Source organism: Bradyrhizobium sp. LB11.1 (assembly GCF_040549385.1).
Lineage (GTDB): Bacteria > Pseudomonadota > Alphaproteobacteria > Rhizobiales > Xanthobacteraceae > Bradyrhizobium.
Genome location: NZ_JBEPTH010000009.1, coordinates 278607 through 303715, shown reverse-complemented (window position 1 = coordinate 303715; position 25109 = coordinate 278607). Strand labels below are relative to the sequence as shown.

The window sequence follows — 25109 nt, the reverse complement described above, 5'->3', positions numbered from 1 at the left end:
CCCTCAAGCGCGGTTTCCTCCCTTGGAGGCTTTCGGACGCCGGCCCCGTGCGCGCGGCCCCACCGTCATGGGGCCGGCATCCGAAACCCTTCACACAAGCGGAAAGTTGCAGCCCCGGTTCTGCTGTTCACCGCGAAACGATCAGGGTGCAGCAACTGCAACAGTTTCTTCGACGATCATCGGCTTTCCATTTTCACTGGTAAGTATGGATGAGTAATAACCGTGAAACGCTCGGTCGCCCACTTTGGCTTGCCATGTCCCGGCGTTGAAGACAAAGGAGCCTTCGGGACGCGAGACGGTTCTTTGGACCGAATAGTCATGCAGTCCGAGCTTGAGGGCGTCGCTGAAACTCTGGCGAATGGCGTCCCGCCCTTGAAAGATGCCGCTGGGCGTAATCCGTACTGCGTTCTCGGCGAACGTCGCGGCCATAACGTCCAGATCCCCTCTATTGTACGCTTCTGCAAAGTGCTTGTGCATCTCGTCCATGGCGGCAGCATCAAGCGCCTCACCCGCAGTCAAAGTGCGCGGAATAGCAATCAGCAGGCAAAGGATAAAAGTCGCTGATCTGAATGCCATGTGCCCTCCGGTGCATTAGTTTTTGTCGATTCATAGGGCTTCGGTCTGTTCGTCAACTGACCGCTGTCGGCCGGCGGAGATTTTCACCCCGCCGTTTAGGTACGTTACGCGATGGTGGGGATTTCTGGGGTTCAAAGGCCCGTGTTGGGTCACGAGCCGACCTAGTCGCGGACCTCAAAGAAAGGCCGCCGCTGACGGTCCAACCACCCCATAGGCGCAAGAGCCGCGTTTCTTTGGAACACTGCATCATGGTAATCATTTGACACGGCGGGGCGAAACTCCTTGGAGGAAGAAGGCGATGCGTTCGATTTTGGCCGTGAGCGTTTTGATAAGCCTGTGCGGGATCGCGAATGCGGCAACGGTGCATCACGGGCACCGCCGGCACGCAGTGCTTCGCCCCCATCGACACATGTACCCGTCAGGTCGAGCCTCGGGTTTTGCCTATGCGCCGCGTCAGCACTACCGGTCCGCCGACCCCTGTGACAAGCCAGAAGCGTATTACGGCGTTTGTCAGGGTTATGCGCCTGGCGAAAAGGAACGATTTCTCGAAAGTGTACTCAGCCCCTATTAGGGCGCGGACTCATTAGCGCGCAACCAAATTCGGATTGATGCGAGTTTAACGAACGCCAGATAGTTGGCCGCGAGTTTGTCATATAGGGTCGCGACACGCCGACACTGCTTGATCTTGTTGAAGAAGCGCTCGACCAAGTTGCGCGCGCGATACAGATACGGACTAAAGCAGATCGGGTCTTTCCGATTTCGTTTGGGTGGAATATTCGCCCATGCTCCTTGCTGGCGGGCAAGCTCCCTGATCCAGTCCGCGTCGTATCCACGATCCGCGAGCAGCATCGTTTGTGGAAGTAAGGCGCTGAGGAGAACTGAACACAGCCGATTGTCATGCGCCTCGCCGGGCGTTAGTGCGAGATGCACCGGCAGGCCATTGGTGTCCACGACCGCGTGAATCTTGCTCGTTAGGCCCCCTCGCGAACGTCCCATATCCTGATAATTGTTGTCCGCGATACAGGCTCCGTGCTGGTGCACGCGAATGATCGAGGTATCGATCATCTGCACCGCCGCATCATGACCAGCGGCCAGCGCGTCCAAAATCTGGTCCCAGACGCCAGCCCTCCGCCACCGAACGAAGCGATTGTAACAGGTGGTGCGCGGACCATAGGTCGCTGGCAGGTCTCGCCATGGCGCACCCGAGCGCAGAACCCAAAAGATGCCATTGAGCACGCGACGGTCATTTACCCGCCGAACGCCGCGCGACTTGTTGGGCAGCATCAGCTTGATCGCGGTCCATTCATAATCGCTGAGTTCGTAGCGCATGATTCGAGGCTCCGGTTTCGGAGCTTGAATCACGTCTCGGGCAGCGCCATCAACCCGCTATAACCCATCGCGCAGCCGCTAATGCTCTGAATTTACTTCCGCTTTCGGCGCAATAACGGACATCGCCAGACTTGCTGCCGACGCGACCCGGTCGCGAATGACCCCATTAGCGGACATCAATGGAGTTCTGATTTCAATCGAAACCTGAGTTTGCGCAGCGGTGTCGAAAGGCCGCGCGGGAGGAAGGATGCGCCGCGACTAATTTCGCTGTCTATTTCGATGCAGTAGTTCGACTTTGTTCGCGACTCAGCCGAATTTGCATAGCGGCGATTGACCAGTTGCCATTACATCGTTGCCGCACCGGAGTAACCATCGGGAGAATAGACCATGAAAAGCACGACTGCTTTGATCTTGAGCTTTCTTGTTTGGCCCGTCCTTTCACCGGGCGCGCAAGCACAGAGCGCCATCACCGAGCAGGAGGCACATGCTATCGCCGTGGACGCCTATATTTATTTCTACCCCCTGTTGTCGATGGAGATGTCCCGAAAGCAATTCACCAACGGCACAACCGACTTCAAGAGCCCGATGAACACGTTAATGAACGTGCCCGAATACCCGCCAGCCAATTTCAAAGGCGTGGTGCGATCCAACTTCGATACTCTCTATTCCGCCTCATGGCTGGACATGACCAAGGAGCCTGTCGTCATCAGCGCTCCAGATACTGATGGGCGCTACTATCTTCTGCCGATGCTCGACATGTGGACCGACGTTTTTGCGTCGCCAGGCTGGCGCACGACGGGCACCAAGGCCGGTACTTTTCTGGTGACGCCCCCGGGTTGGAGGCCGGATTTGCGCGACAGGTTCATCGACGAGTTTAAGCTTCCGAAGGACACCCAGCGCATTGAAGCGCCAACACCAATCGCTTGGCTTATTGGCCGAACCAAGACGGACGGCCCGGCGGATTACGATGCGGTCCATAAGATTCAGGCTGGCTACAAGGTCAGCCTTCTCTCCGAGTTTGGTAAGACGCCCAAGCCAGTCGAGTTCAAGCCCGACCCAAGCGTCGATATGAAGACGCCTCCAAAAGTGCAAGTGGATGCCATGACTGCTGGCGTATATTTCGCCTACGCAGCAGAGTTGATCAAGGTTCAGCCCCCTCACATCACCGATGAGCCGATCATCGCGCAGTTGAAGAGAATCGGGATCGAGGTTGGCAAAAGCTTTGACATTGGCAAGGTCGATCCAGTCATACAAAGGGCGCTAGAAACTGCACCGCAGGATGGGCAGAAGCTAATGGCTTGGAAACTGCCGACGTTGGCTCAGGTAGTCAACGGTTGGTCGATGAACACCAACACGGTCGGTGTATATGGCAATTATTACTTGAAGCGGGCCATTCTCGCGCAGCAAGGACTTGGCGCGAATGTGGTCGAGGACGCGATCTATCCGCTTAATCTCGGCGATGAATCCGGCAAGCCGCTCGATGGAGCAAACAAATACACGATCACTTTTGAGAAGGGTGCTGCGCCGCCGGTCAATGCGTTCTGGTCGATCACCCTTTACGATCAGGAGGGGTTCCAAGTCGGTAACGTCCTGAACCGCTTCGCAGTCAGCAGCTGGATGCCGTTTAAATATAATTCCGATGGCTCGCTTGACCTTTATTTCCAGAACGAGAACCCCGGCAAGGACAAGGAGGCCAACTGGCTTCCCGCTCCGAAAGGCGCATTCAATCTGACCATGCGCCTGTACGCTCCGAAGTCCGAGGCGCTCACTGGCAAATGGAATCCGCCGCCGGTCACGCGGACGCAGGGGCTTCCAAGCTTGGTTGCTCAATAACACTTCTGGGAGCGTCGGCTTGCGCGCGCGGCGTTCCCCTTTCTTCGTAGCAAGCGGCTCGCTCATGGGATCGGCCTTTGCGACCCGCACGGTGGATTTTGTACGCCAAGATCATCCGATGTGTGCAATTGGCACATAGCGTCGTTGCGCTGCTGTGCAACAATAAGTCGGCTGTCGGGGCATCGCGGACCTCGCAAGCCGTCCGCCCGGCAGATTTATGGGTTCACGGCCTAGTTGAAAGCGCACAACCGGAAGCCTGGTAGGGCCGCTGTCTTCATGCGCGGCTCTTTCCGAAGGACAAATCTAAGGCGGGTACTCCGGCGAGAGGCAGGTCGAAATGTCCTTTTGAGTTCTGTTGCGGGGGGACCGAGAAAAGCTCAATCGAGCAATTCGCGCCGCTGCCCCTCCGGACTAGCGTCAATGAACATTGCAGGACGTCCAGTCCGCTGAATGTCTGCAATGGGTTCACAAGCGGCTCTCGCATTCGGCCTGGACACTTTTTCAACCGATCCATTCAAAAGCACGAGCAAGAAACTGTCGGCCGTTCTGAGCCTGCCACTCTCCGTGGGCCATGATGACCGCCCGCGGATCCCAGCCAAGAACTTTTGCTCTCGCTTCACGGAGCTTTCCCCGGCGCACGAAGGAGAGCCGCCAATCAATTGGAGCATAACCTTTGCCTTCGATGATCGCCGAAAACTGCGCGATCGGTCGCTGCCACGGCGCCCAGTTCTCACGTAGCCACTTTGGCGAGAAGTTCTGACAAACGTCTGCCAAAATCACCGTGCGCGACGGCAGGTGGAGAAACCCAATTTCGTCCATCGCCAGGGATCCGCGGAACCAGCACTGGTCGATTTGCCCCACCCAGGCGTCCGGTGGCTCATCGATGAGTGGCGGTTGAAACGGGAGGTCGCGACGCCTTCGTATCGCGGACGCCGGCCCCCAAAGCTCAGCTTCAGGAAATGCCGCATGCCAATCGCTGAGAAAGAGATGATGTAACTTGTTGGGGCTGACCAAATGTGCCGGCCAGCCAATCGTTTCGATTTCGCTTCGGAGCTTGTCGCTGAGTTCGATGGGCGACCAGACCCAAAGACCTCCATTTTGCAAACGGATGATGACGCTGCGGGTCGGGTAAGCGAACCCATGAAAATCCACATTGTCCCCGTCGAGAACCCAAATGTTTTCTGAGACTGGAGCCAGGATGGTCATCAAAAGCACTCTGCAAGCGCGCTACGCTAGTCAACGCCGCGACGTTTAGAATTGATCCCATCTGTTGAGAGGCGGAACATCAATCAATCGGCGATGTCCGTTCGGTAAAGCCCTTGGCGAGCGCGTGCTCGCAGATCAGCCGCGACATGGGCCGCCGCAACCCTCACCGATCCACCGGCACGCCGGGTCCGAGATGATACCGGCTCGAAAAGAACACCAGCGGCGTGGTGTCGCGATAGTCGCAGTTCGAGACTTCGGCGATGATCAGCGTGTGGTCGCTGACGTCGATTTGGCGTATGACCTCGCAGGCAAACCAGGCCATGCATCCCTGAAGGCGCGGCAGGCCGTCCACAATGTCAAAGTCGGGAGTGGCGCCGATATTCGGATGGCTCGCGAAATGCCGCGAGAGGTCTCGGCCATGGTCCGGCAGGACGTTGACGCAATAGCGGCCGGTCGCCGAGATTGCCCGGTGCATCCGTCCCGGCATGACCGAAACCAGCACGGTCGGCGGCGACAGGCTGACGGTGACAAAACTGTTCGCCGTCATGCCGCAGACACGGCCATGCTCGTCCAGCACGGTCAGCACCGCTACGCCGGTTGCAAACCGCGAGGCGGCTTCGCGGAACGATGCCGGATTGGCGCGCTGCATGTCAGGTCTCCGCCCGCATCGATTCTCACGCAATCGCCCTGACGGGCTCCGGCGGCCCCGACATGCGTGCGATCCAGGCCTGGATGCGCTGCGGCGTGGAGATGCGGTCCCACTGCCGGTCGGGATAATTGAAGTTCTCGGTGAACTCGTTCGCCAGCGCCGGATTCTGGCTCATCGCGCCGATCAGCATGCCCAGCGCTTCCGTCGGCGGTTGCAACATCACGTTGGTCCAGCGCGAGGCCGCCAGAACGCGATCCTGCCGTTTCAGGTCGATCTTCTCGCAAAGGCGCGCATCGAGCGCGTCGGCGTTGACGATCTCCTCGCCGAGCACGAAAGCCGCATAGGAGGCGACATTGGCGCCCTGCCCCATCATGGGATCGACGATCGCATGGACGTCGCCGAGCGCGATCGCGCATTTGCCGTCGTCGAACTCGACCATCGTGTTGCGCACCGTCGGGACCACGCCGCCCTGCAGCAGATCCTGCGGCTGCGCGAGATCGAAGCGCGCGGTGTTGATGCGGTCGTAGGTGGTCGGATGGTGCTTCTCCAGCTTGCCCAGCAACACTTTCAAGAAATGCTTCGGGTTGTCGTCATAGCTGAGCGTTGCCAGCTCCTCCATGTCGCCGCCCGGCACGTTCTCCATCAGCAGCGCGTTGGCGATGCCGCCGAAAGTGATGGTCGGAATCACGATCATCTCGCCATGCCCAGGCGACACCGAGAGCGTGACGTTCATGGGATCGGGCTGCCGCACACCGGTGTAGAGCCCGACGCACAGCCGCCGTTGCGGCTGCGAATAGGGCGTGTGCTCCGGCCGGTAATTGAAGAGCTGGCCCAGCGGACCCTTGCCGGTCGAGACGACCAGCAGATCGAAACGGGCAACCAGCGGACCGATATCGCGCTCCTCGATGCGGCGATATTCGATCTTGCCGCCGCGATTCATGAAGTCCTGCATCAGCGCGGGCAGATAGATCCGGTAGTCCACGGCGCGGCTCGCCTTGGAGAAGTCGCCGCGAAAGCGCAGCGGCTGCGGAAAATTGAAGACGTGGTCGTGGTAGTAATAATGGTCCTTCGGATCGGTCCAGTGATTGACGCCGAGATAGTCCTCGCGCGCGATCGTCACGTGGTGATGCGCGACGGTGTTGAGCAGCCTGATGCTGCGATACTCCTCCGGCGGCCGGTCGGTGATGACAGTGGCGTCCACGCCATGCTTCTGCAGGTAAAGCGCGAGATGCAGGCCGGCGATTCCAGCGCCGACGATTCCGATGTTGCGTGCCATCTGGTCTCTCCCCCGTGTCCTTGCCCTGTGATCGCTTGTTTTGAGGGAGCCTAACGACGTGCCGTGTTGCGCACTACGGAATAAATAGGATATAATTTATTCCTGAACGGAATGAACCATGGACCGGATCGATTGCCTGCGCGCTTTCGTTCGCGCCCTCGAGGGCGGCAGCTTCTCGGCTGCGGCCAAGGAGCTCGGCATTGGCCAGCCCGCCATCAGCAAGCGCATCGCGATGCTGGAGCGCGAGTTCGGCACGCAGCTGTTTTCGCGCACGACGCGCACGCTGAAGCCGACGGCCGAGGCGCACCGGATCTACGATCTCGCGCGGCAAATCCTCGACAGTTTCGACATGGCGCGATCGAGCGTCGAGGAGACGGCGCCCCGCCCGACCGGCACGCTGCGTATCGGCCTGCCGTCGTCGTTCGGACGGCGCTACATGATGCCCGTCATCGCCGAATATGTGCGGCATTATCCGGACGTGCGGGTCGACCTCCGCTTCAGCGAGCGGTTCGTCAATCTGGTGGAAGAAGGCATCGAGATCGCACTGCGGATTGGAAATCTGGAGGCGAGCACGCTGGTCGCCCGCCGGCTCGGCACCGTTCAGCGCTATCTGGTCGCGACACCCACCTATCTGCACGGGCGGGCGATGCCGCGGACGCCGGATGATCTCGAATCACACCAGTGCATTGTCTATTCGCGGATTTCACCGGCGCACCAATGGGCCTTCGAATCCGAGCATGGCCGTCATGTCGCGTCCATCAACGGCCCCATTCACGTCGACGATGCCGACGCGATGCAGGAGGCGACGATGCAGCATCTCGGCATCGCGATCCTGCCCGACTGGAAGGCCGCGGAGGGTCTTCGCAGCGGCGAGCTCGAGCATGTGCTTCCGGACTACACCATCGCAGCGCTGCCGTTACATGCGGTCTATCCGGAGACGGATTGGATGTCGCTGCGCGCGCGAAGCTTTCTGGATCTCCTGATCGAGCGCGCCGCGTATTTTGCGCCAGCCCCTCGCATACCCGCACCGCCGGCGCAGGCAGTTGACGCCACGCCCGCCAACATTAAATGACGCCTATGAAAAAACTCGGATTCCTGTCCTTCGGACACTGGACGCCCTCGCCGCAATCGCAGACGCGCTCGGCCGGGGACACACTGCTGCAATCGATCGAGCTGGCCGTTGCGGCCGAGCAGCTCGGCCTGGACGGCGCGTATTACCGCGTCCACCATTTCGCGCGGCAGCTTGCCTCGCCCTTCCCGCTGCTCGCCGCCGTCGGCGCCAGGACAAGCAGGATCGAGATCGGCACCGCCGTGATCGACATGCGCTACGAGAACCCGCTCTACATGATCGAGGACGCGGGCGCGGCCGATCTGATCGCCGGCGGACGGCTGCAGCTCGGCATCAGCCGCGGCTCGCCCGAGCAGGTGATCGACGGCTGGCGCTATTTTGGCTATCGCCCGGCCGACGGCCAGAGCGATGCCGATATGGGCCGCCGCCACACCGAAGTCTTCCTGGACATGTTGCGCGGCCAGGGTTTTGCAGAGCCCAATCCGCAGCCGATGTTTCCGAACCCGCCCGGGCTGCTGCGCCTCGAGCCGCATTCCGAAGGCCTGCGCGAACGGATCTGGTGGGGCGCCGGCTCGAATGCCACGGCGGTATGGGCCGCACAACTCGGCATGAATTTGCAGAGCTCGACGCTGAAGAACGACGAGACTGGCGAGGCCTTTCACGTGCAGCAGGCCGCCCAGATCCGCGCCTATCGCGCGGCATGGAAGGAGGCCGGCCACAGCCGCGAGTCCCGCGTCTCCGTCAGCCGCAGCATTTTTGCGCTGATGAACGATCGCGACCGCGCCTATTTCGGCGGCGAGCGCGGCGGCGAGGACCAGATCGGCTTCATCGATCCGCGCACGCGGGCGATCTTCGGGCGGAGTTATGCGGCGGAGCCGGACGCGCTGATCGAGCAGTTGCGGCAGGACGAAGCGATCGCCGAGGCCGACACGCTGCTGTTGACGATTCCGAACCAGCTCGGCGTGGACTACTGCGCGCATGCGATCGAGGCGATCCTGAAGCATGTGGCGCCGGCGCTGGGGTGGCGGTGAGACGGGCGGTGCATTGGCGAGGTTGAAGCGGCAGGACCCTTATGGCATATTATGCCATGGAGTCGAACAGCGAGGACGACGATGCCAACGAGAAACGTCGTGCTGACCAAACGCCAGCAGGAGCTCATTGAAACCCTCGTCGAGTCCGGCCGCTACCAGAACGCCAGCGAAGTGCTGCGGGATGGACTGCGACTGGTGGAGCAACGTGAGGCTGAAGACGCTGGCAAGCTGAAGGCATTACGCGCCGCGGCTCGCCTCGGCATCGGGTCATTGGAGCGGGGCGAATTCAAGGAGTTCAAGACAATCGATGAGCTGCAAACCTACCTGACTGATCTTTCGGAGAAGGTCATCTCCGGAACGGCCGAATAAAGCGTATGGCCCGGCAACAATGGCGCGTCCGTCTCGGCGCTGCCGCGGAAGTCGATTTTGCGAATATTCTGAAATGGACCACTGAGAATTTCGGGACGCGGCAATCGCGTGTCTATCGAGACATGCTGCTTCAAGCGATTGGCGAACTTGCCAATGGCCCCGAGGTTGCAGGCTCCAAAACCCGGGACGAGATCGCGCCGGGTCTTCGGACGCTCCACGTTGCACGACGCGGTCGGCGCGGAAGCCACTTCCTCATGTACCGCGTCGCGCCGGAGAGCACGATTGAGATCGTGCGCATCCTCCACGACAGGATGGACTTTCGGCGCCACATTCCCACCGACGAAAACGGCGCATAATCTCCCGGCAAAGCCGCGATGGTCCCCTCACCCCGCCTTCACACTCGCATCGATCAGCAGCTTCGCCGCCGCAAGGGCCGACTGCGCGGGGCCATCCTCCGACTGCTGGCCGGTGACGTAGACGCCTTCGATCAGCAGCAGCAGCGCGTCGCCTAGCACGTTCGGCTGGCGCGCGCCCATGCCAGCTGCGAGTTCGCGCAGGCGCTTGCGAAAGACTTTCTTGTGCGCCTCGGCAACCTGGCGCGCGGGATTATCCCGCGAGGGATATTCCACCGCGGCGTTGCTGAGGCCGCAGCCGCGATAGCCCTTGGCCACGGCGCGCGGCGAGAGCTGGCCGATATAGGCGAGCACATGATCGCGCGCGTTGCCGTAGGTCTTGCCGCCGGGGCGCTCGAAGCTATCCCAGAAACTCAGATCGTAGTCGCGCAAATAGGCGGCGGCGAGATCGTCCTTGGAGGCAAAGCTGCGATAGAGGCTCGGCTTGGTGACGCCGGCCCGTTCCACCACCTCGTCGACGCCGACGGCCCGGATGCCCTCGCGGTAGAACAGTTCGCTGGCCGATGCGCGAATCCGGTCGGCGGCCCGGAGGGGCGCTTCTACGGGTTTTTGGGCTTTTTTCGTCATCTGGCTGCGTCCGAGCTTCGGCATGAGGTTGGCTGTGGGCTTGACAATGTTACTGACCGGTACGTATTAGTACCGCGTCGCAATACGTACCGGTAAGTAACATGCTCCAAGAACCCGTTCAATATGCCTCCTTTCAATCCACCTCCGTCTCCAGGCGGCCGTTTGGCCAAAAATACGCCTTCGTGGTCGTCGCCGTGATCTTCCTGGCCCTGCTGGCGTCCGCGGGCCTACGCGCGACGCCGGGCGTGCTGATGCTGCCACTGCAGAAAACGTTCGGCTGGGACGTCAGCGTGGTCTCGTCCTCGGCCGCGATCGGTATCTTCCTCTATGGCCTCGCAGGTCCGTTCGCCGCCGCCGTGATGCAGCGCTTCGGCATCCGCCGCACCATGCTCGGCGCGCTGGCGCTGATGTCGGCGTCGACGGCAGCGAGCTATTTCATGACCACGCCGTGGCAATTGTTCCTGACCTGGGGGCTGCTCTCCGGCATCGGCTCGGGCGCGGTCGCCAACGTGCTCGGCGCCACCATCGTCAATCGCTGGTTCACCACCAATCGCGGCCTCGTCATGGGACTTTTGACGGCGAGCACCGCCACGGGCACGCTCATCTTCATGCCGGGCCTTGCGGCCCTGGTCGAGTGGGGCGGCTGGAAGCCGGTGGTGCTGACGGTGGCCGCATGCAGCGCGGCGCTGATTCCGCTGGTGTATTTTCTGGTGCCGGAGCGGCCTGCTTCGATCGGCCTGCGTTCCTATGGCAGCCCGCATGAGGATCAGCCCGTAAGCCCGGCGCTAGGAAATCCGTTCGTCGCCGCGATCAGCAACCTCGTGCGCGCGGCCAAGGCGCCGACCTTCTGGTTCCTGTTCGCGACCTTCTTCATCTGCGGCTTCACCACCAACGGCCTCGTGGGCACCCATCTGATCGCGTTCTGCGGCGACCACGGCATCTTCGAGGTGCAGGCGGCAAGTCTGCTGGCGCTGATGGGCTTCTTCGACCTGTTCGGCACCACGCTGTCGGGCTGGCTCACCGACCGCTTCGATCCGCGCAAGCTCTTGTTCTTCTATTACGGCCTGCGCGGGCTGTCGCTGATCTACCTGCCTTACTCGGACTTCTCGTTCGTCAGCCTGTCGGTGTTCGCGGTGTTCTACGGCCTCGACTGGATCGCGACCGTGCCGCCGACCGTGCGTATCGCCAATGAAGCGTTCGGCGACAAGAACGCGCCGCTGATCTTCGGGTGGGTGGTCGCCGGCCATCAATTGGGGGCCGCCTGCGCCGCGTTCTTCGCCGGCTTCATGCGGTCAACGCAGGGCGATTATCTGCAGGCCTTCATGATCGCAGGCGCAACCGGCATCGTCGCGGCCGTGCTGTCGTTGATGATCGGCCGGCGGCCAGTGCAGCCGGCGCTGGCTGCGGCGTAAGGACGGACGCGCCGGCAAGGTGGTCCACCACCTTGTCGGTGCGCGATGTGCCGATTTGAAGATTGATTCCGTTGAGGAAATTTGAAATATTACGACGACGCGGGCGGCTCGAAAGCTCGCGCAGGGGCTGACTGTTCGCGTTGCGTCCAGCTCCATCTCAATCAACCGAAACAATCTGTGGCGGCCCCGGCGGATGAGCGATTCCCTCCTTTCAACGGTCGGTGACCATTTCTTCATCGGCCTGAAGCCGACCAGCGTGCTCGACGACCGTGACCGCGCGCTGCTGCGCGATCTCCGGCCCGCCGGCGTCATCCTCTACAAGAGCAATTTCCGCCACGATCTGCCCTATCGGGACTGGCTGTCGATCCACCGGGATCTGATCGCCGCGATCCGCGACGCCTCGCGGCGCGACAAGCAGTTCATCGCCATCGATCACGAGGGCGGGCGCGTGTGCCGCACGCCGGCGCCGATCACGCGCTTTTCCTATGCCGCGCGCTGGGCTGGAACCGCGGAGCAGGTCGGCGACGCCATGGGCGTCGAGCTCGCCTCGCTCGGCTGCAATCTGAATTTTGCGCCGGTGCTCGACATCCACAGCAACCCCGCCAATCCCGTGATCGGAGACCGCGCCTTCGGCCGCACGGCCGACGACGTCATCAAGTCGATGCTGCCGTTCACCAAGGCGATGGAAGGCCGCGGCGTCCGGGCCTGCGGCAAGCATTTTCCGGGGCATGGCGATACGCAGGTGGATTCGCATCACGAATTGCCGGTGCTGGATCTCAACCTCGACCAGATCAAGGCGCGCGAGCTAAAGCCGTTTGCCGCCGCGATCGAGGGCGGCATCGAGATGATCATGACATCGCACATCCTGTATCGGAAGCTCGACGCCAACGATCCCGTCACGCTGTCGCGCGCGATCACGCAGGGGCTGTTGCGTGAGGCAATGAATTTCCGCGGCGTGATCGTGTCCGACGACGTCGGCATGCGTGCGATGGCGGGCCGGCTGGACGCGCCGGATTCGGGCGCGCGCTTCATGGCCGCCGGCAACGACATGCTGATGATCTGCTCGCATCTGACCGACACCGAACGCGCCCGCTTCCTCGCCCAGTCGATCATCAACGGCGTGGACGCAGGCAAGCTCGATCCGGCGGTGCTGGCGGCATCCGCCAAGCGCGTGCACGCGATGCTGGACGGCACGGCGCAGAACGCGGTGTCGGAGCTACCCGCCGAGCTGCTCGCCCGCCATCGCAGCGCCGGCACCCAGTTCGACGCTCAGACCGTCGAGGTCGTCTAGGGCCTGAGCAGCGTCCGGCCGTGTCGCCTGATCAATCTGCGTTGCGCACGACTGAACAACAAAGCTCCGACTTTCCGGCGCAGACGGGTGCGACATGGACGATATCAATTCTTTAAGCTCGTCCAGGTGCTTCTCTTCATTGCAAATGGTCGAAAGCAACTGGTAGGCCAAAGGCGAATCTCGATGCTTCTCGATCGCTCGTATGATGGCCGTTCTGTGCTCGGCGTGCATCCAGGCAGCCGCGACGAACGACGGAAGAAGGAATGATCTCAATTGAATCAGGTAGGGCCCTCTCAATACGTGAACCATTCGCGCCAACAAAGATGCATCAGTCTCACATCTCTCGAACATTCCGAACGTCAAGGCGCAAATCGCCAGCGGATTGGTAAGACCTCTCGCAACCACACAAACAAAGGGAATGTTCGAGGATTGGAGATGCCCAAGCCGGAACGCGATCGCTCGTGACGAAGCCGGGACGCGATTCAAAATAGCCACGGCGGTCTTCACTGCATCGGATTGGCTTTCACCTCTTTCGATCCATTCCGATATTTTGGTGGCGACAGATCGACTTCCTGATGGGTGGGATTGCCGACTCCTGCCTCGTCGCGCCCGACAACCACGTAGCGGCGACGGCCTGTAATCGAACATTGTCTGGCTGACTGGCAAGCGCTTCGTGAAGCAGGATCGGAATATCGACGTGGTCCGAAGTTCGCTCACAGATCGATATGATCAGTTGAGACACTCCACCACTCAACGGCGGAGCGATTTCGATGAACTTCATCGAGAAGATCGAGAGGTCGTCCTGCTCGAATGAAGCTGCGATGACACGAGCCAGCGAGACAGAAGCTCCCTTCACGAATCGCTTGTTCTGAAGAAGCCCCCACATCAAGCGCCGTTTTTCGATCGGGTCCGCGATCCTCCAAAAAACGATCGGAAGTGTACTGGAACAATATGCCGTCGCAGACGGTATCGCCGCTAGCGCGAGCAGCAAGACCGACGCTTCAGGGGCGCCTGGATTTGCCTCCACCCAGCATTGCGCGGCCCGTTGGGCCAATCGGCTCTTCGGCCTTTCGTGCAAAGAATTGACGACAAGACGAAGTGCTTTGGAACCATTGTTGTCCATCAGCTCCTTGAGCGGTATGCCGTCCGGATCAATATTTGCTTGTCCGAGGAGATCCGTCAGAGCCAGATTTCCCAACGAGGTGTGCGCGCCAAATCGAACTGCATCACGTATTCTCGCGTGAACCAACGAAGTATGGTCGACTCCCAGGAAGTCGGTCAGCTCCTTCAGGGCAAGCAACGAGGCGGGTTCGAAATGCAACGATTCACTCGAAGCGACGCTTAGGTTCGAACCTTCCCGCATCGCAGACTCGTAAAGGAATTGAACCTCTGACGCGGATAGCCCTGCCCACGTGACGGCTTTTTTCCTGTTCTCTGTTTGGATCAGCTCTTTCCCCAGACGCCGGACGAGTACGTCAATCTGACTGGTCAGCCGCCCTCCGTCATCAATTCCGTCAATGTTCAGACTGACGACAATCTTCAGCAGCGATTGCAGCCAGCTTTTTCTGACGGCACGGATGAGATCGTGATTGATCGGAATTTGTACTCTTGGGCCGATCGTCAACGTCGCAATGGCTGGACTGAACCGCTTCAACGATGACGTGAGCAGGCTGCCACCGACATTACTGATCGCGTTTTTGACCGTGTCGCCAATAAGACCAGTTACGAGTCCCGTTCCTGCGATCAAAGCAACGTCTAACATCTAGGATCCAACGCAAAAGATCGTGTTCAATATTTCAAAATTGGCGCTACAACTTCGGAGTGTCGCACTTAAGATACCCGCCCATCGGCTCCTCTCGTCTCAACTCCAGTTCGCGTTCTCGAGGCCCGTACGGGCTTCATCGTGCAGTGAACTATTCTCTCCGATTGAATTCTGAGACGGTCGAATAAATGGACTTGGGTTTTGCCAGGACCGCCTGCTGGCTGCTTTTGTGGATACGAAACCGCGGGTAGTCGAAACGCCAAAAGTTCACAGATCAGGAATTGGCAGGCTACGGAACTTTAGACCAATGACTGCAGGTCATTGATGCCTCCGCCGGATCTCCGAACTCAGGTCAAGCCGTTGTTTTTAAAATAGATTGTGACGCGGATCGTATCCTATCCGATCCGCTACCATGCGCAACACATTGGGCCAATCGAGCTGTCGACCTAGGGTAGCGGCCCGCATTGGTGCGCCTCCTCGGCGAGATCGACAGCCGTTCATCAACAGAACCGCCGTTGATTCCGATATGCTACGCATGATAGTGTTACCAATGGTAGCACATCACCTTCCGCCGGCGTCAACGTCAGGTTGCTTCGTGCTATGAGATATCCGCCCGGCACACCAAGCCGGCTGCGGCTCAGATGATGGGTTTGAACGTGAGACGCGCAGCAAAACTCCTCATCATTGCGCTGGTCGTGCTGCCCGGGGGCACGGCGGCCTATTATTTCCGGAATGATCTAAATGACCTCAAGCTTCCGTTCGCGCTTCCCTTCATGCAGGCGGCGGAGGCGGAGCACGCCGCTCCTCCGCCGAGGCCGCCGGTCGCCGTAAAAGTCGCCGCCGCGAAGGCGGAGGACGTCCCGATCTACCTGACCGGCATCGGCACGATCCAGGCCTACAACACCGTCAATCTGCAGAGCCGGGTCGACGGCGAGATCGTCCAGATCCTTTTCCAGGAAGGGCAGGACGTCAAACAAGGCGACATCCTCGCGGTGATTGATCCGCGCCCGTTCCAGGCCCAGCTCGATCAGCAGGTCGCGGTGAGGCAGAAGGATCAGGCGCTGCTGGACGGCGCGCAGATCGACATGGAGCGCTACGACGCGCTGATCCAGAAGGCGGCCGCGATCTCCCGGCAGGTGGTGGACCAGCAGCATGCGCTGGTCGAGCAGTACAAGGCGCAGGTCAGGAACGACGAGGCCCAGATCGAATATGCGCGCACGCAGCTCGGCTTCACCAACGTCCGCGCGCCGATCAGCGGGCGGCTCGGCATCCGCCAGGTCGACCAGGGCAATTACGTCCGCGCCGTGTCGCCGACGACCATCGTGACCATCACGCAATTGCAGCCGATCTCGGTGATCTTTACCCTTGCCGCGGTCGCGGTCGGCCAGACCCGTCTCAACCTCGGCCAGACCGAGGCGCCGGTGGTCGCGCTCACCGCCGACAATACCACCGAGCTGGACAAGGGCATGATCACGCTGGTCGACAACCAGGTCGACCAGGCCAGCGGCACGATCAAGCTGAAGGCGACCTTTCCCAACAAAGCGCTGAAACTCTGGCCGGGCAATTTCGCCAACGGGCGGATCACGGTGGACACGCGCAAGAACGCGATCACCGCGCCCGCGATCGCCGTGCGGCACGGACCGCGCGGCGATTTCGTCTGGGTAGCGAAAGCGGACGATACGGCGGCCTTCCGGCCGGTCACGGTCGGGCAGATCTTTGACGGGCGCGCGCTGATCGACCGCGGCCTCGCCAAAGGCGAGCGCGTCGTTACCGACGGCTATTACCGGCTCGAGAACGGCGCCCGCGTCACCATCGAGGGCGCGACGCCGACCGCCAAGGCGCAGCCCACCACGCAGCCGCGCCCTGCCGAGCTGCGCGTTGACTGAGGTCCGCCATGTCCGCGCCCTTCATCCTCCGGCCGATCGCGACGACGCTGATGATCGTCGCGGTCGTGCTGCTGGGCATGCTCGGCTACCGTGAGCTCCCGATCGCGCCGCTGCCGAATGTCGACTTTCCCACCATCCAGGTGGTGACGCGCTATCCCGGCGCCTCGGCCACCGTCGTCGCAACCTCGATCACCGCGCCGCTGGAGCATTATTTCGGCACGATCTCGGGGCTGACGGATATGAGCTCGACCAGCTCCTATGGCTACAGCCAGATCACGCTGCAATTCGACCTCTCGCGCAAGATCGACGCGGCCGCGCAGGACGTGCAGGCGCGGATCAATGCGGCAGCCGGCTGGATCCCGGTCGAGCAGCTGCCGAGCCCGCCGACCTATCGCATGGTCAATCCGGCCGACACGCCGGTGCTGATCCTGGCGCTGACTTCGAAGACGATGCCGCTGCACGAGGCGAATGATCATGCCGCGACCATTCTGGTGCCGAAGCTGTCGCAGATCCCGGGCGTCGGCGCCGTCAGCATCGAGGGCGGGCAGACCCGGGCGGTGCGCCTGCAAATGAACCCCACCCGGCTTGCCGGGCTCGGCATGTCGCTCGACGACGTCCGCCGCGGTATCGCCGCCACCACCGCAGACAACCCGAAAGGGTCGCTCGACGGGCCGCGGCAGGCGTTTCACGTCGACACCAACGACCAGCTGTTCACCGCGGAGGCCTATCAGGATGCGGTGATCGCCTATCGCAACGGCGCGCCGGTGCTGCTGCGCGATGTCGGCACCGCCATCGACGGCGTCGAGGATTCCGAGCAGGCGGCCTGGTTCCAGGGCGAACGCGCCGTGCTGCTGGACATTCAGCGCCAGCCCGGCGCGAACACGATCGAGGTCGTGAATGCCATCAAGAGCGTTCTGCCGAAGCTCCAGGATTCGCTCCCCGCCGCGCTGAAGATCTCGGTCGTCAGCGACCGCACCACCACGATCCGGGCGGCGATCCACGACGTGCAGTTCACGCTGGTGCTGACGGTCGCGCTGGTCGTGCTCGTGATCTTCATCTTCCTGCGCAAGCTGTGGGCCACGGTGATCCCGAGCGTCACGCTGCCGGTGTCGCTCGTCGCGACCTTCGGCGCCATGGCGCTGTGCGGCTTCAGCCTCGACAATCTCTCGCTGATGGCACTGACGATTGCTTCGGGTTTCGTCGTCGACGACGCCATCGTGATGATCGAGAACATCGCGCGCTATGTCGAGGAAGGCGAGGACCCGCTCGAGGCGGCCTTGAAGGGTGCCAGACAAATCGGCTTCACGATCGTCTCGCTGACGGTGTCGCTGATCGCCGTGTTCATCCCGCTGCTGCTGATGGGCGGCGTGGTCGGCCGGCTGTTCCGGGAGTTCGCGATCACGCTGTCCTTTGCCGTTGTCATATCGGGTCTCGTCTCGCTGACGCTGACCCCGATGATGTGCGCGCAACTTTTGCGGCAAGAGGACCCGAATGCGCAGCACGGCTGGCTGTACCGCATCAGCGAGCGCGGCTTCGACGCATCGGCGAGCTTCTATTTGTGGGGCCTCGACCGGGTGCTGAGGCACCGCAGCCTCACGCTGGTCTTCACGGTGTTCACCCTGATCGCAACCGGGATGCTGTACGTCGCGATCCCCAAGGGATTTCTGCCGCTGCAGGACACAGGCCTCCTGATCGGCACCACCGATGCGGCCCAGGATATCTCCTTTGCGGCGATGGCCGAGCGGCAGCGGCAGCTCGCCGCCGTGGTCGCACGCGACCCTGACGTCGTCACCGTCGGCAGCTTCGTCGGCATCGGCTCGGTCAACACGACGCTGAATAGCGGCAGGCTCTATATCGATATCGGCAGCCCCGACGCGCGGAAATCGTCTGCGGCAGCCGTCATGGCGCGGCTGCAACATGCGGTCGAGGGCGTTCACGGCATCACGCTGCATCTGCAACCGGCGCAGGATCTCCAGATCGAGTCGCGCGTCGCGCGCACGCAATACCAGTATGCGCTTCAGGATCTCGACGAGGACGAGCTTCGCCTCTGGAGCCGGCGTCTGGTCGAGGCGCTGCGCAAACGCCCGGAGCTCGCCGACGTCGCCGACGACCGCCAGGACGAAGGCCTGCAGATGTCCGTCACCATCGACCGCCAGCTCGCGGCGGGCTACGGCATCAGCCTGAACACGATCGACCAGACGCTGTACGACGCGTTCGGGCAGCGCCAGATCGCAACCGTGTTCGGGCCGCTCACCCAGTATCACGTGATCATCGAGGTCGATCCTGCTCTGCGTAACGATCCTGATATCCTGGGCAAGATCTATCTGACCGCGGCAGCAGCGCAGGCCAGCACCATCGATCAGCAGACCGGCGGATTCAGCGGCGCTTTCAGCAAGGCCTCCGCGCCGGTGCCGCTGTCGGCCTTCGCGCGGATCGAGCGGCAGCACGCGCCGCTCCTGATCTCGCACCAGGGCCTGTTTCCCGCCACGACCATTTCGTTCAACCTCGCCGAGGGCGTTTCGCTGAGCCAGGCGACGGAGGCGTTGCGCCAGACCGAGCGCGAGATCGGTCTGCCGGATCCGGTCACGACCAAGCTGATCGGCACGGCCGCCGAATTTGCCAATTCGCTCGCGGACGAGAAATGGCTGCTGCTCGCCGCGATCGTGACGGTCTATCTGATCCTCGGGATGCTCTATGAGAGCTACATCCACCCGATCACGATCCTGTCGACCTTGCCGTCAGCGGGCATCGGCGCGTTGCTGGCGCTGATGTTGTACCGGCAGGATCTCAATCTGATCTCGCTGATCGGCATCATCCTGCTCATCGGCATCGTCAAGAAGAACGCCATCATGATGGTGGATTTCGCGCTCGCCGCCGAACGCGAGGACGGCGCGTCCTCATTCGACGCCATCCGGCAAGCCTGCATCCTCCGCTTCCGCCCGATCATGATGACGACGATGGCGGCGCTGTTCGGCGCGCTGCCGCTCGCGATCGGCTCGGGCACCGGCTCCGAGCTGCGCCAGCCGCTCGGCATCGCGATCGTCGGCGGACTGATCGTCTCCCAGGTGCTCACGCTCTACACGACCCCGGTCGTCTATCTGGCGTTCGCCTCGCTGCGCGCCCAGTTCGGATGGCAATCCGCACCCGCCGATGATCCTGCGGCCCTTCCCCAGGCAGAGCAACCGTCGCCGTGAGCATCACCGCACAATTCGTGCTGCGGCCGGTGGCGACCACGCTGCTGATGATCGGCGTATTCCTGCTCGGTTGCATCGCCTATGTCCGTCTGCCGATCGCCTCGGTACCGGCGGTGGAACGGCCCACGATCGGAATCTACGCGCCGTTCCCCGGCGCGAGCCCGGCAACGGTCGCGAATGCGCTGTCGCAACCACTCGAAACCACGCTCGCGCTGATCCCGGGCGTGACGGAAATCACTTCGTTCAGCGCCATGGGCGGCACCAGCATCACGGTGCAGTTCGAGCTCTCCGTGGATATTGATGCCGCCGCCGGCGCGGTCCAGGCCGCGATCAATTCGGCGGGGCCTAATCTGCCGAAGGGACCGTGGCCGCCGACCTATTGGAAGGCGAACCCGGCCGGCCCCGCCGTCGTGGCGCTCGCCTTGACCAGCGACGTGTTCACCCCCGGCGAGGTCTACGGCCTCGCCGACGGCGTGATTTCGCCAAAGCTGTCGCAGCTGCCAGGCGTCGCGCGGATCATCGTCAGTGGCGCCGAGCGAAGCGCGGTGCGAATCCAGGTGTCTCCGGCGCGGCTCGCCGCGATGAACCTGTCGCTGGAAGCGGCGCGCGTCGCCGTCGTCAACGCATCGCAGAACCTGCCGAAGGGCGCGATCTCGGTCGACGGCCAGTGCCTCACCATCGAAGCCAACGACCAGCTGCTCCAGGCCTCCGAATATCGCGACATCGTGCTGGCCTGGCGCAACGGCGCCCCGGTCCGCCTCGGCGACGTCGCGACGGTGACCGACAGCGTCATCAACAACCGTCTCGCCGGCTGGTACGGCACCGAGCGCGGTATCGTTCTGTTCGTCTACAAGCAGTCGGACGCCAACATCGTCGAGACCGTCGACGCGATCAAGGCCGAGCTGCCGGAAATCCAGCTTTGGCTGCCGCCCGGCATCAAGCTGCATACGGTCTATGACCGCACCACGCTGATCCGCGCCGCCGTGAACGACGTCAAGCTCACGCTCGTGATCGCTTCAGTGCTCGTCGTGCTCGTCATCGCGCTGTTTCTCAGGCATTTCTGGGCGACATTGATCCCGAGCATCACCATTCCGGTCTCGCTGGCCGCGACCCTGTTCGTGATGAACCTGTGCGGGTTCAGCCTGGACAATCTCTCGCTGATGGCGCTGACCATCGCCGCAGGCTTCGTCGTGGACGACGCCATCGTCATGATCGAGAACATCATCCGGCGCATGTCGGAGGGCGAGCCGGCGCTGCAGGCCGCCATCAACGGCGCGCGCCAGATGGCATTCACGGTCGTCGCCATCACCGTCGCCCTGATCGCGGCGCTGATCCCGATCCTGTTCATGCCCGACGTTGTCGGGCGCTATTTCCGCGAGTTCGGCGTGACGCTGGTGGTCGCCATCGTATCCTCGGCGGTGATCTCGCTGACGCTGACACCGATGATGTGCGGACATCTGCTCGATCGCGGCCGGCGGCGGCTGCATAACCCCGATGCTGACCCCGGCCGCCGCACGTTTTATGCCCGCAGCCTCGACTGGACGCTGCGCCATCGTTTTCTCACCGTCCTGACGATCGCCGCGCTGACGGGGACCAGCGTCTGGCTCTATCTGCAACTGCCGAAGGGTTTCATGCCGACCCAGGACACCGGTGTGATGTTCGTGCGGACCGTGGCTCCGTCGAACATCTCGTTCCTGTCCATGGAGGACCGGCAGCGCGCCGTCGGCGAGGCGATCCTGCAAGATCCCGCGATCTCAGGCCTCACGTCCTACATCGGCGAAGGCAACGGCAACGCACTCAGCGTCGGGCAGATGCTGGTCGCGCTCAAGCCGCCTGACATCCGCAAGCTGTCGATCCAACAGGTCATCACACGATTGCGCGAGCGGATGAGCCGCATCGACGGCGTCCGGGTCTTCTTCGTGCCGCTGCAGGATCTCAATCTCGGCGTTCAGTCCGGCGGCTCGCGTTATCAATATACGCTATGGGGCATCGACGAGGAGCAGGTGCTGCGCGCCGCGGAGAACATGATCCGCCGCGTTCGCGGCATTCCGCAGATCATCGACGTGATCGCGAGCTGGGAGACCGGTGGCCTGCAGGCCGGCCTGACCATCGACCGCCTGCGCGCCGCGATGCTCGGCGTCACGCCGGTCGCGGTCGACAATACGCTCAACGACGCCTTCGGCCAGCGCCAGATCAATCTGCTGTTCCTTCCGAACAATTATGCGCGCGTGATCTTCGAGGTCGAGCCGCAGGCGGCGAGCGACCCCGGCTCGATGAGCCAGATCTACGTGCCAAGCGCGAGCGGCAAGGCGGTGCCGCTGACGGCATTGACCCGGCCGCAGCGCGCGCACGCGGCGATGTGGGTCCGTCACAGCGCCCAGTTTCCGGCCGCCACGATTTCGTTCGACATCAAGCCCGGCACCTCGATCGGCGATGCCATCGCGTCGATCCGCAAGGAAGAGGTCGCGGCGAAGCTGCCTGATGACATCAAGGCGGAGTTCCGCGGCGAGGCCAAGGAGGCGGACAAATCGATCGTCAAGCAGGCAGCGCTGTTCGCGGCCGCCCTGGTCGCGATCTACCTCGCGCTCGGGATGCTCTACGAGAGCTACGTCCATCCGCTGACGATTCTGTCGACCCTGCCGCCGACCGCCTTCGGCGCGCTGGTCGCGCTGTGGGCGACGGGCACGCAGTTCACACTGGTGACCACCATCGCATGCATCCTGCTGGTCGGCATGGTGATGAAGAATGCCATCATGATGGTCGACTATGCGCTCGATGCCGAGCGGCATCGCGGCCTCAATGCTCGCGACGCCATCCTGCTCGCGGCACGGCTGCGGGTGCGGCCCATCACCATGACGATGCTCGCCGCATTCCTCAGCGCGGTCCCGATCGCCTTCGGAACCGGCCCGGGCTTCGAGATCCGCCAGCCGCTCGGCATCACCATCATGGGCGGCCTGGTCGTCGCCCAGCTCTTCACGCTCTACTCGACGCCCGCGATGTACCTGATCCTCGATCGGCTGCGACGGCGGAAGAAGGTGGCCGCTGCGCAAGCGCATCAGGCAATTGCAGCCAGGGGCGCGCCTCTTCCCGATCTCAACGGCTAGGCACCCGGTCATTCCGGAGAGGCCGCAACCTCCACGCAAGCTCCCGCTGTTGAAGTGGGGTCGACCGCGACGCCAAAGAGGCGGGGTTGGGTCCGTTCATCTGCAACTTGAACAGAGGCCGCTGCCGCCACCGAGGTGGCATTCGCAAACGGGACTCGAGCAGCGATGAGCACACCAGCCGCTTTCTGTGAAGCGGGCCTTGCGCATTTCAGGGAGGGACGGCATTTCGACGCTGGCGTTAGCTGTCGGCAGGCCCTCGCGATCGATGCTGAGCACACCGACGCCCAGCACCTCATGGGGCTGCTGTTGCTCCAGGCCAAGCAATACAACGATGCCCTGGCGTGGATCGTCCGCGCGATCCAACGCGCACCGAAGCCCGAATATCTGGCGAGCTTCGCAACGGTCCTGCAGCAGCATGGACGCTGCGACGAGGCACTCAATGTTCTCGACAAGGCGATACAGCTTCGGCCAAACGACGCCGAGCTGTGGCGACAGCACGGCGATATCTGCATTCAGCTTGCGCGGCTTGATCAAGCCCTCCTGGGCTTTCAACGCGCGCTCAAGCTCAATCCACAGCATCACGACGCCCTGTATAAGAGCGGGGTTCTCCTCCATAAGCTCGGGCGGAACGAGGAGGCACTTGCCTGTCTTGATCTCAGTGACAGCCTGTTCCCGAACCATGCCCCGACGCAGCGGACTCGCGCATGGGTTCTCTACTGCCTGAAGCGGTTCGAGGAGTCCGCGACCGAAGGCAGGCATGCGCACCAACTGGATCCCGACAATGCCGAGATCTGCAACAATCTGGGTCTTTCGTTGCGGCGGCTCGGCAGGAATGAAGAGGCGCTGGCGTGGTTCGAAAAAGCCATCGCGCTCAAACCGCGCTTTGTGGATGCTTTCGACAACAAACTGGTCGCGCTTTTCCACCTTCATCGCTTCGACGAAGTCTTCGCGCTGTCCGATCGCATGAAGTCCCTCGGGCTGAATAACGCCGTGACAGAGTGGAATATGTCTCTGGCCCATCTCCTGACAGGCAATTTCGAAGCCGGCTGGCTCGGACACCAGACGCGACTGAAACTGCCTTCGGCAAAATACCCCTGGCTTTCGCGACCGATGTGGCTTGGCGGAGACGGCATTGAGGGAAAGACGATCCTTGTCGCCGCGGACGAGGGACTGGGCGACACCATTCACTTCGTCCGCTACGTCCCCATGCTGGCGGCGCGCGGTGCGCGCGTTGCTCTTGCCGTTCAGGACCCGCTGCATCGCCTCATGTCAGCTCTCCGCGGTGCATCTCACTGCGTTCCGATGTCGGCTGTCAGCACGCTGCCTGCTTTCGATTTGCACTGCCCGATATCGAGCCTTCCGTTCGCCTTCGGAACCCGTCTCGAGACGATCCCGTCGGGACCGTATCTGCCCTCCCCTCCCGACAGCCGCATTCAGGCCTGGGACAATCGTCTTGGTCCTCGAACCAGGCTCCGGGTCGGGCTGGTCTGGTCCGGCGATCCCGCCCACGTGAATGACGAGACCCGCTCCATTCCGCTGCGAACGCTGTCCCGGATCCTCGACGTCGATGCCACCTTTATCAGCCTGCAGAAGGCCCCGCGGCCGCATGATGCGGCGGTGCTGCGGGAGAGAAACGACATTGTCGATTTGACCGCTGATCTCACCGACTTCGCCGAGACCGCCGCCTTGATCAGCTGCCTTGATCTCGTGATCGCCGTCGACACCAGCGTTGCCCATCTCGCCGGCGCCCTCGGCCGTCCAACCTGGATCCTGCTGCCATGGACGCCCGACTACCGCTGGCTGCTCGATCGCACGGACAGCCCCTGGTATCCGAGCGTGCGGCTGTTCCGACAGACCGCGACGCGTGACTATGAGAGCGTGCTTGATCGCGTACAGGACGAGTTGCGGGCACGGGCAGCCGGGTCTGGATCAGGCTCGCGTTGAGGTCGACACGCCGGCGAGCGACGACTAGCGCTGGCAAAGGTATTATCTTCCTCGGCATGAACGGACTCCAATCCAGCGGCAAGTGCAGCCACTGTCGGCTCAATCGCCGCACCCCGGATGCAGGCGGACATATAGGATTCGTTAACGCAGCAGCCCTAGCCTTTAAGGACTTGGGCAAAATCGCGACATGCTGCCGGA

Annotated in this window: 19 protein-coding genes; 11 read left to right on the top strand and 8 right to left on the bottom strand. The window is 62.2% G+C overall.

Features of this window, described 5'->3' with window-relative positions:
• Window positions 1-141: 141 nt before the first annotated feature.
• Together ABIA96_RS24275 and ABIA96_RS24270 are read right to left on the bottom strand one after the other, a co-directional pair.
• On the bottom strand, window positions 142-576 hold the full coding sequence (locus ABIA96_RS24275) for a YybH family protein (protein ID WP_354139560.1): 435 nt from the start codon (window positions 574-576) through the stop codon (window positions 142-144).
• A 567-nt stretch (window positions 577-1143) separates the two neighbouring features.
• A complete protein-coding gene (locus ABIA96_RS24270) occupies window positions 1144-1905 on the bottom strand; it encodes an IS5 family transposase (RefSeq protein ID WP_354139559.1) in 762 nt (253 codons plus the stop codon).
• 387 nt (window positions 1906-2292) lie between these two features.
• Here ABIA96_RS24270 and ABIA96_RS24265 point away from each other — a divergent pair, with 387 nt between their 5' ends.
• Entirely contained in the window at window positions 2293-3738 is a 1446-nt protein-coding gene (locus ABIA96_RS24265) for a DUF1254 domain-containing protein (RefSeq protein WP_354139558.1), read from the top strand.
• Between the two features lie 501 nt (window positions 3739-4239).
• Here ABIA96_RS24265 and ABIA96_RS24260 read toward each other — a convergent pair.
• The 3 genes from ABIA96_RS24260 to styA all read right to left on the bottom strand — a co-directional run bounded on the left by ABIA96_RS24260 (window position 4240) and on the right by styA (window position 6869).
• Window positions 4240-4944: a DUF4336 domain-containing protein gene (locus ABIA96_RS24260; protein WP_354139557.1), complete on the bottom strand. Its 705-nt coding sequence runs from the start codon at window positions 4942-4944 to the stop codon at window positions 4240-4242.
• 163 nt (window positions 4945-5107) lie between these two features.
• On the bottom strand, window positions 5108-5593 hold the full coding sequence (styB, locus tag ABIA96_RS24255; RefSeq protein ID WP_354139556.1) for a styrene monooxygenase NADH-dependent flavin reductase subunit StyB: 486 nt from the start codon (window positions 5591-5593) through the stop codon (window positions 5108-5110).
• 25 nt (window positions 5594-5618) lie between these two features.
• Window positions 5619-6869 carry a styrene monooxygenase subunit StyA gene (gene styA / locus ABIA96_RS24250; RefSeq protein ID WP_354139555.1) on the bottom strand — a complete coding sequence of 417 codons (1251 nt, stop codon included), beginning with the start codon at window positions 6867-6869 and terminating at the stop codon, window positions 5619-5621.
• A gap of 118 nt (window positions 6870-6987) precedes the next feature.
• Here styA and ABIA96_RS24245 point away from each other — a divergent pair, with 118 nt between their 5' ends.
• From ABIA96_RS24245 to ABIA96_RS24230, 4 genes are all read left to right on the top strand, one after another.
• A complete protein-coding gene (locus ABIA96_RS24245) occupies window positions 6988-7941 on the top strand; it encodes a LysR family transcriptional regulator (RefSeq protein ID WP_354139554.1) in 954 nt (317 codons plus the stop codon).
• A gap of 5 nt (window positions 7942-7946) precedes the next feature.
• Window positions 7947-8969, top strand: coding sequence for an LLM class flavin-dependent oxidoreductase (locus ABIA96_RS24240; RefSeq protein WP_354139553.1), 1023 nt, complete (start codon window positions 7947-7949; stop codon window positions 8967-8969).
• Between the two features lie 81 nt (window positions 8970-9050).
• Window positions 9051-9338 (top strand): type II toxin-antitoxin system ParD family antitoxin, encoded by a 288-nt coding sequence (locus ABIA96_RS24235; protein ID WP_354139552.1) that lies wholly within the window; start codon window positions 9051-9053, stop codon window positions 9336-9338.
• A gap of 5 nt (window positions 9339-9343) precedes the next feature.
• Entirely contained in the window at window positions 9344-9694 is a 351-nt protein-coding gene (locus ABIA96_RS24230; protein ID WP_354139551.1) for a type II toxin-antitoxin system RelE/ParE family toxin, read from the top strand.
• Between the two features lie 27 nt (window positions 9695-9721).
• Here the strand turns inward: ABIA96_RS24230 and ABIA96_RS24225 are convergent, their stop codons facing one another.
• A complete protein-coding gene (locus tag ABIA96_RS24225; RefSeq protein ID WP_354139550.1) occupies window positions 9722-10318 on the bottom strand; it encodes a TetR/AcrR family transcriptional regulator in 597 nt (198 codons plus the stop codon).
• 101 nt (window positions 10319-10419) lie between these two features.
• On the opposite strand from ABIA96_RS24225, the gene ABIA96_RS24220 reads away from it, so the two are divergent.
• Together ABIA96_RS24220 and ABIA96_RS24215 are read left to right on the top strand one after the other, a co-directional pair.
• Window positions 10420-11730 carry an MFS transporter gene (locus ABIA96_RS24220; RefSeq protein ID WP_354139549.1) on the top strand — a complete coding sequence of 437 codons (1311 nt, stop codon included), beginning with the start codon at window positions 10420-10422 and terminating at the stop codon, window positions 11728-11730.
• 193 nt (window positions 11731-11923) lie between these two features.
• Window positions 11924-13021, top strand: a complete 1098-nt coding sequence (locus ABIA96_RS24215; RefSeq protein ID WP_354139548.1) for a glycoside hydrolase family 3 N-terminal domain-containing protein — start codon at window positions 11924-11926, stop codon at window positions 13019-13021.
• Here the strand turns inward: ABIA96_RS24215 and ABIA96_RS24210 are convergent.
• Both ABIA96_RS24210 and ABIA96_RS24205 read right to left on the bottom strand, forming a co-directional pair.
• The gene (locus ABIA96_RS24210) at window positions 12947-13516 is read right to left on the bottom strand and encodes a hypothetical protein (protein ID WP_354139547.1); all 570 of its coding nucleotides are present in this window, start codon (window positions 13514-13516) and stop codon (window positions 12947-12949) included. The two genes, ABIA96_RS24215 and ABIA96_RS24210, sit on opposite strands and share 75 nt — an antisense overlap.
• Window positions 13517-13544: 28 nt before the next feature.
• Window positions 13545-14783 carry a hypothetical protein gene (locus ABIA96_RS24205; protein WP_354139546.1) on the bottom strand — a complete coding sequence of 413 codons (1239 nt, stop codon included), beginning with the start codon at window positions 14781-14783 and terminating at the stop codon, window positions 13545-13547.
• 656 nt (window positions 14784-15439) lie between these two features.
• Here ABIA96_RS24205 and ABIA96_RS24200 point away from each other — a divergent pair.
• From ABIA96_RS24200 to ABIA96_RS24185, 4 genes are all read left to right on the top strand, one after another.
• Complete coding sequence (locus tag ABIA96_RS24200) at window positions 15440-16669, top strand: efflux RND transporter periplasmic adaptor subunit (protein ID WP_354139577.1); 1230 nt, start codon at window positions 15440-15442, stop codon at window positions 16667-16669.
• An 8-nt stretch (window positions 16670-16677) separates the two neighbouring features.
• Window positions 16678-19863: an efflux RND transporter permease subunit gene (locus ABIA96_RS24195; protein WP_354139545.1), complete on the top strand. Its 3186-nt coding sequence runs from the start codon at window positions 16678-16680 to the stop codon at window positions 19861-19863.
• Window positions 19860-22967 (top strand): efflux RND transporter permease subunit, encoded by a 3108-nt coding sequence (locus tag ABIA96_RS24190; RefSeq protein WP_354139544.1) that lies wholly within the window; start codon window positions 19860-19862, stop codon window positions 22965-22967. The genes ABIA96_RS24195 and ABIA96_RS24190 overlap by 4 nt, the downstream gene beginning before the upstream one ends.
• A gap of 165 nt (window positions 22968-23132) precedes the next feature.
• Entirely contained in the window at window positions 23133-24911 is a 1779-nt protein-coding gene (locus ABIA96_RS24185; RefSeq protein WP_354139543.1) for a tetratricopeptide repeat protein, read from the top strand.
• The last annotated feature ends 198 nt before the right edge of the window (window positions 24912-25109 follow it).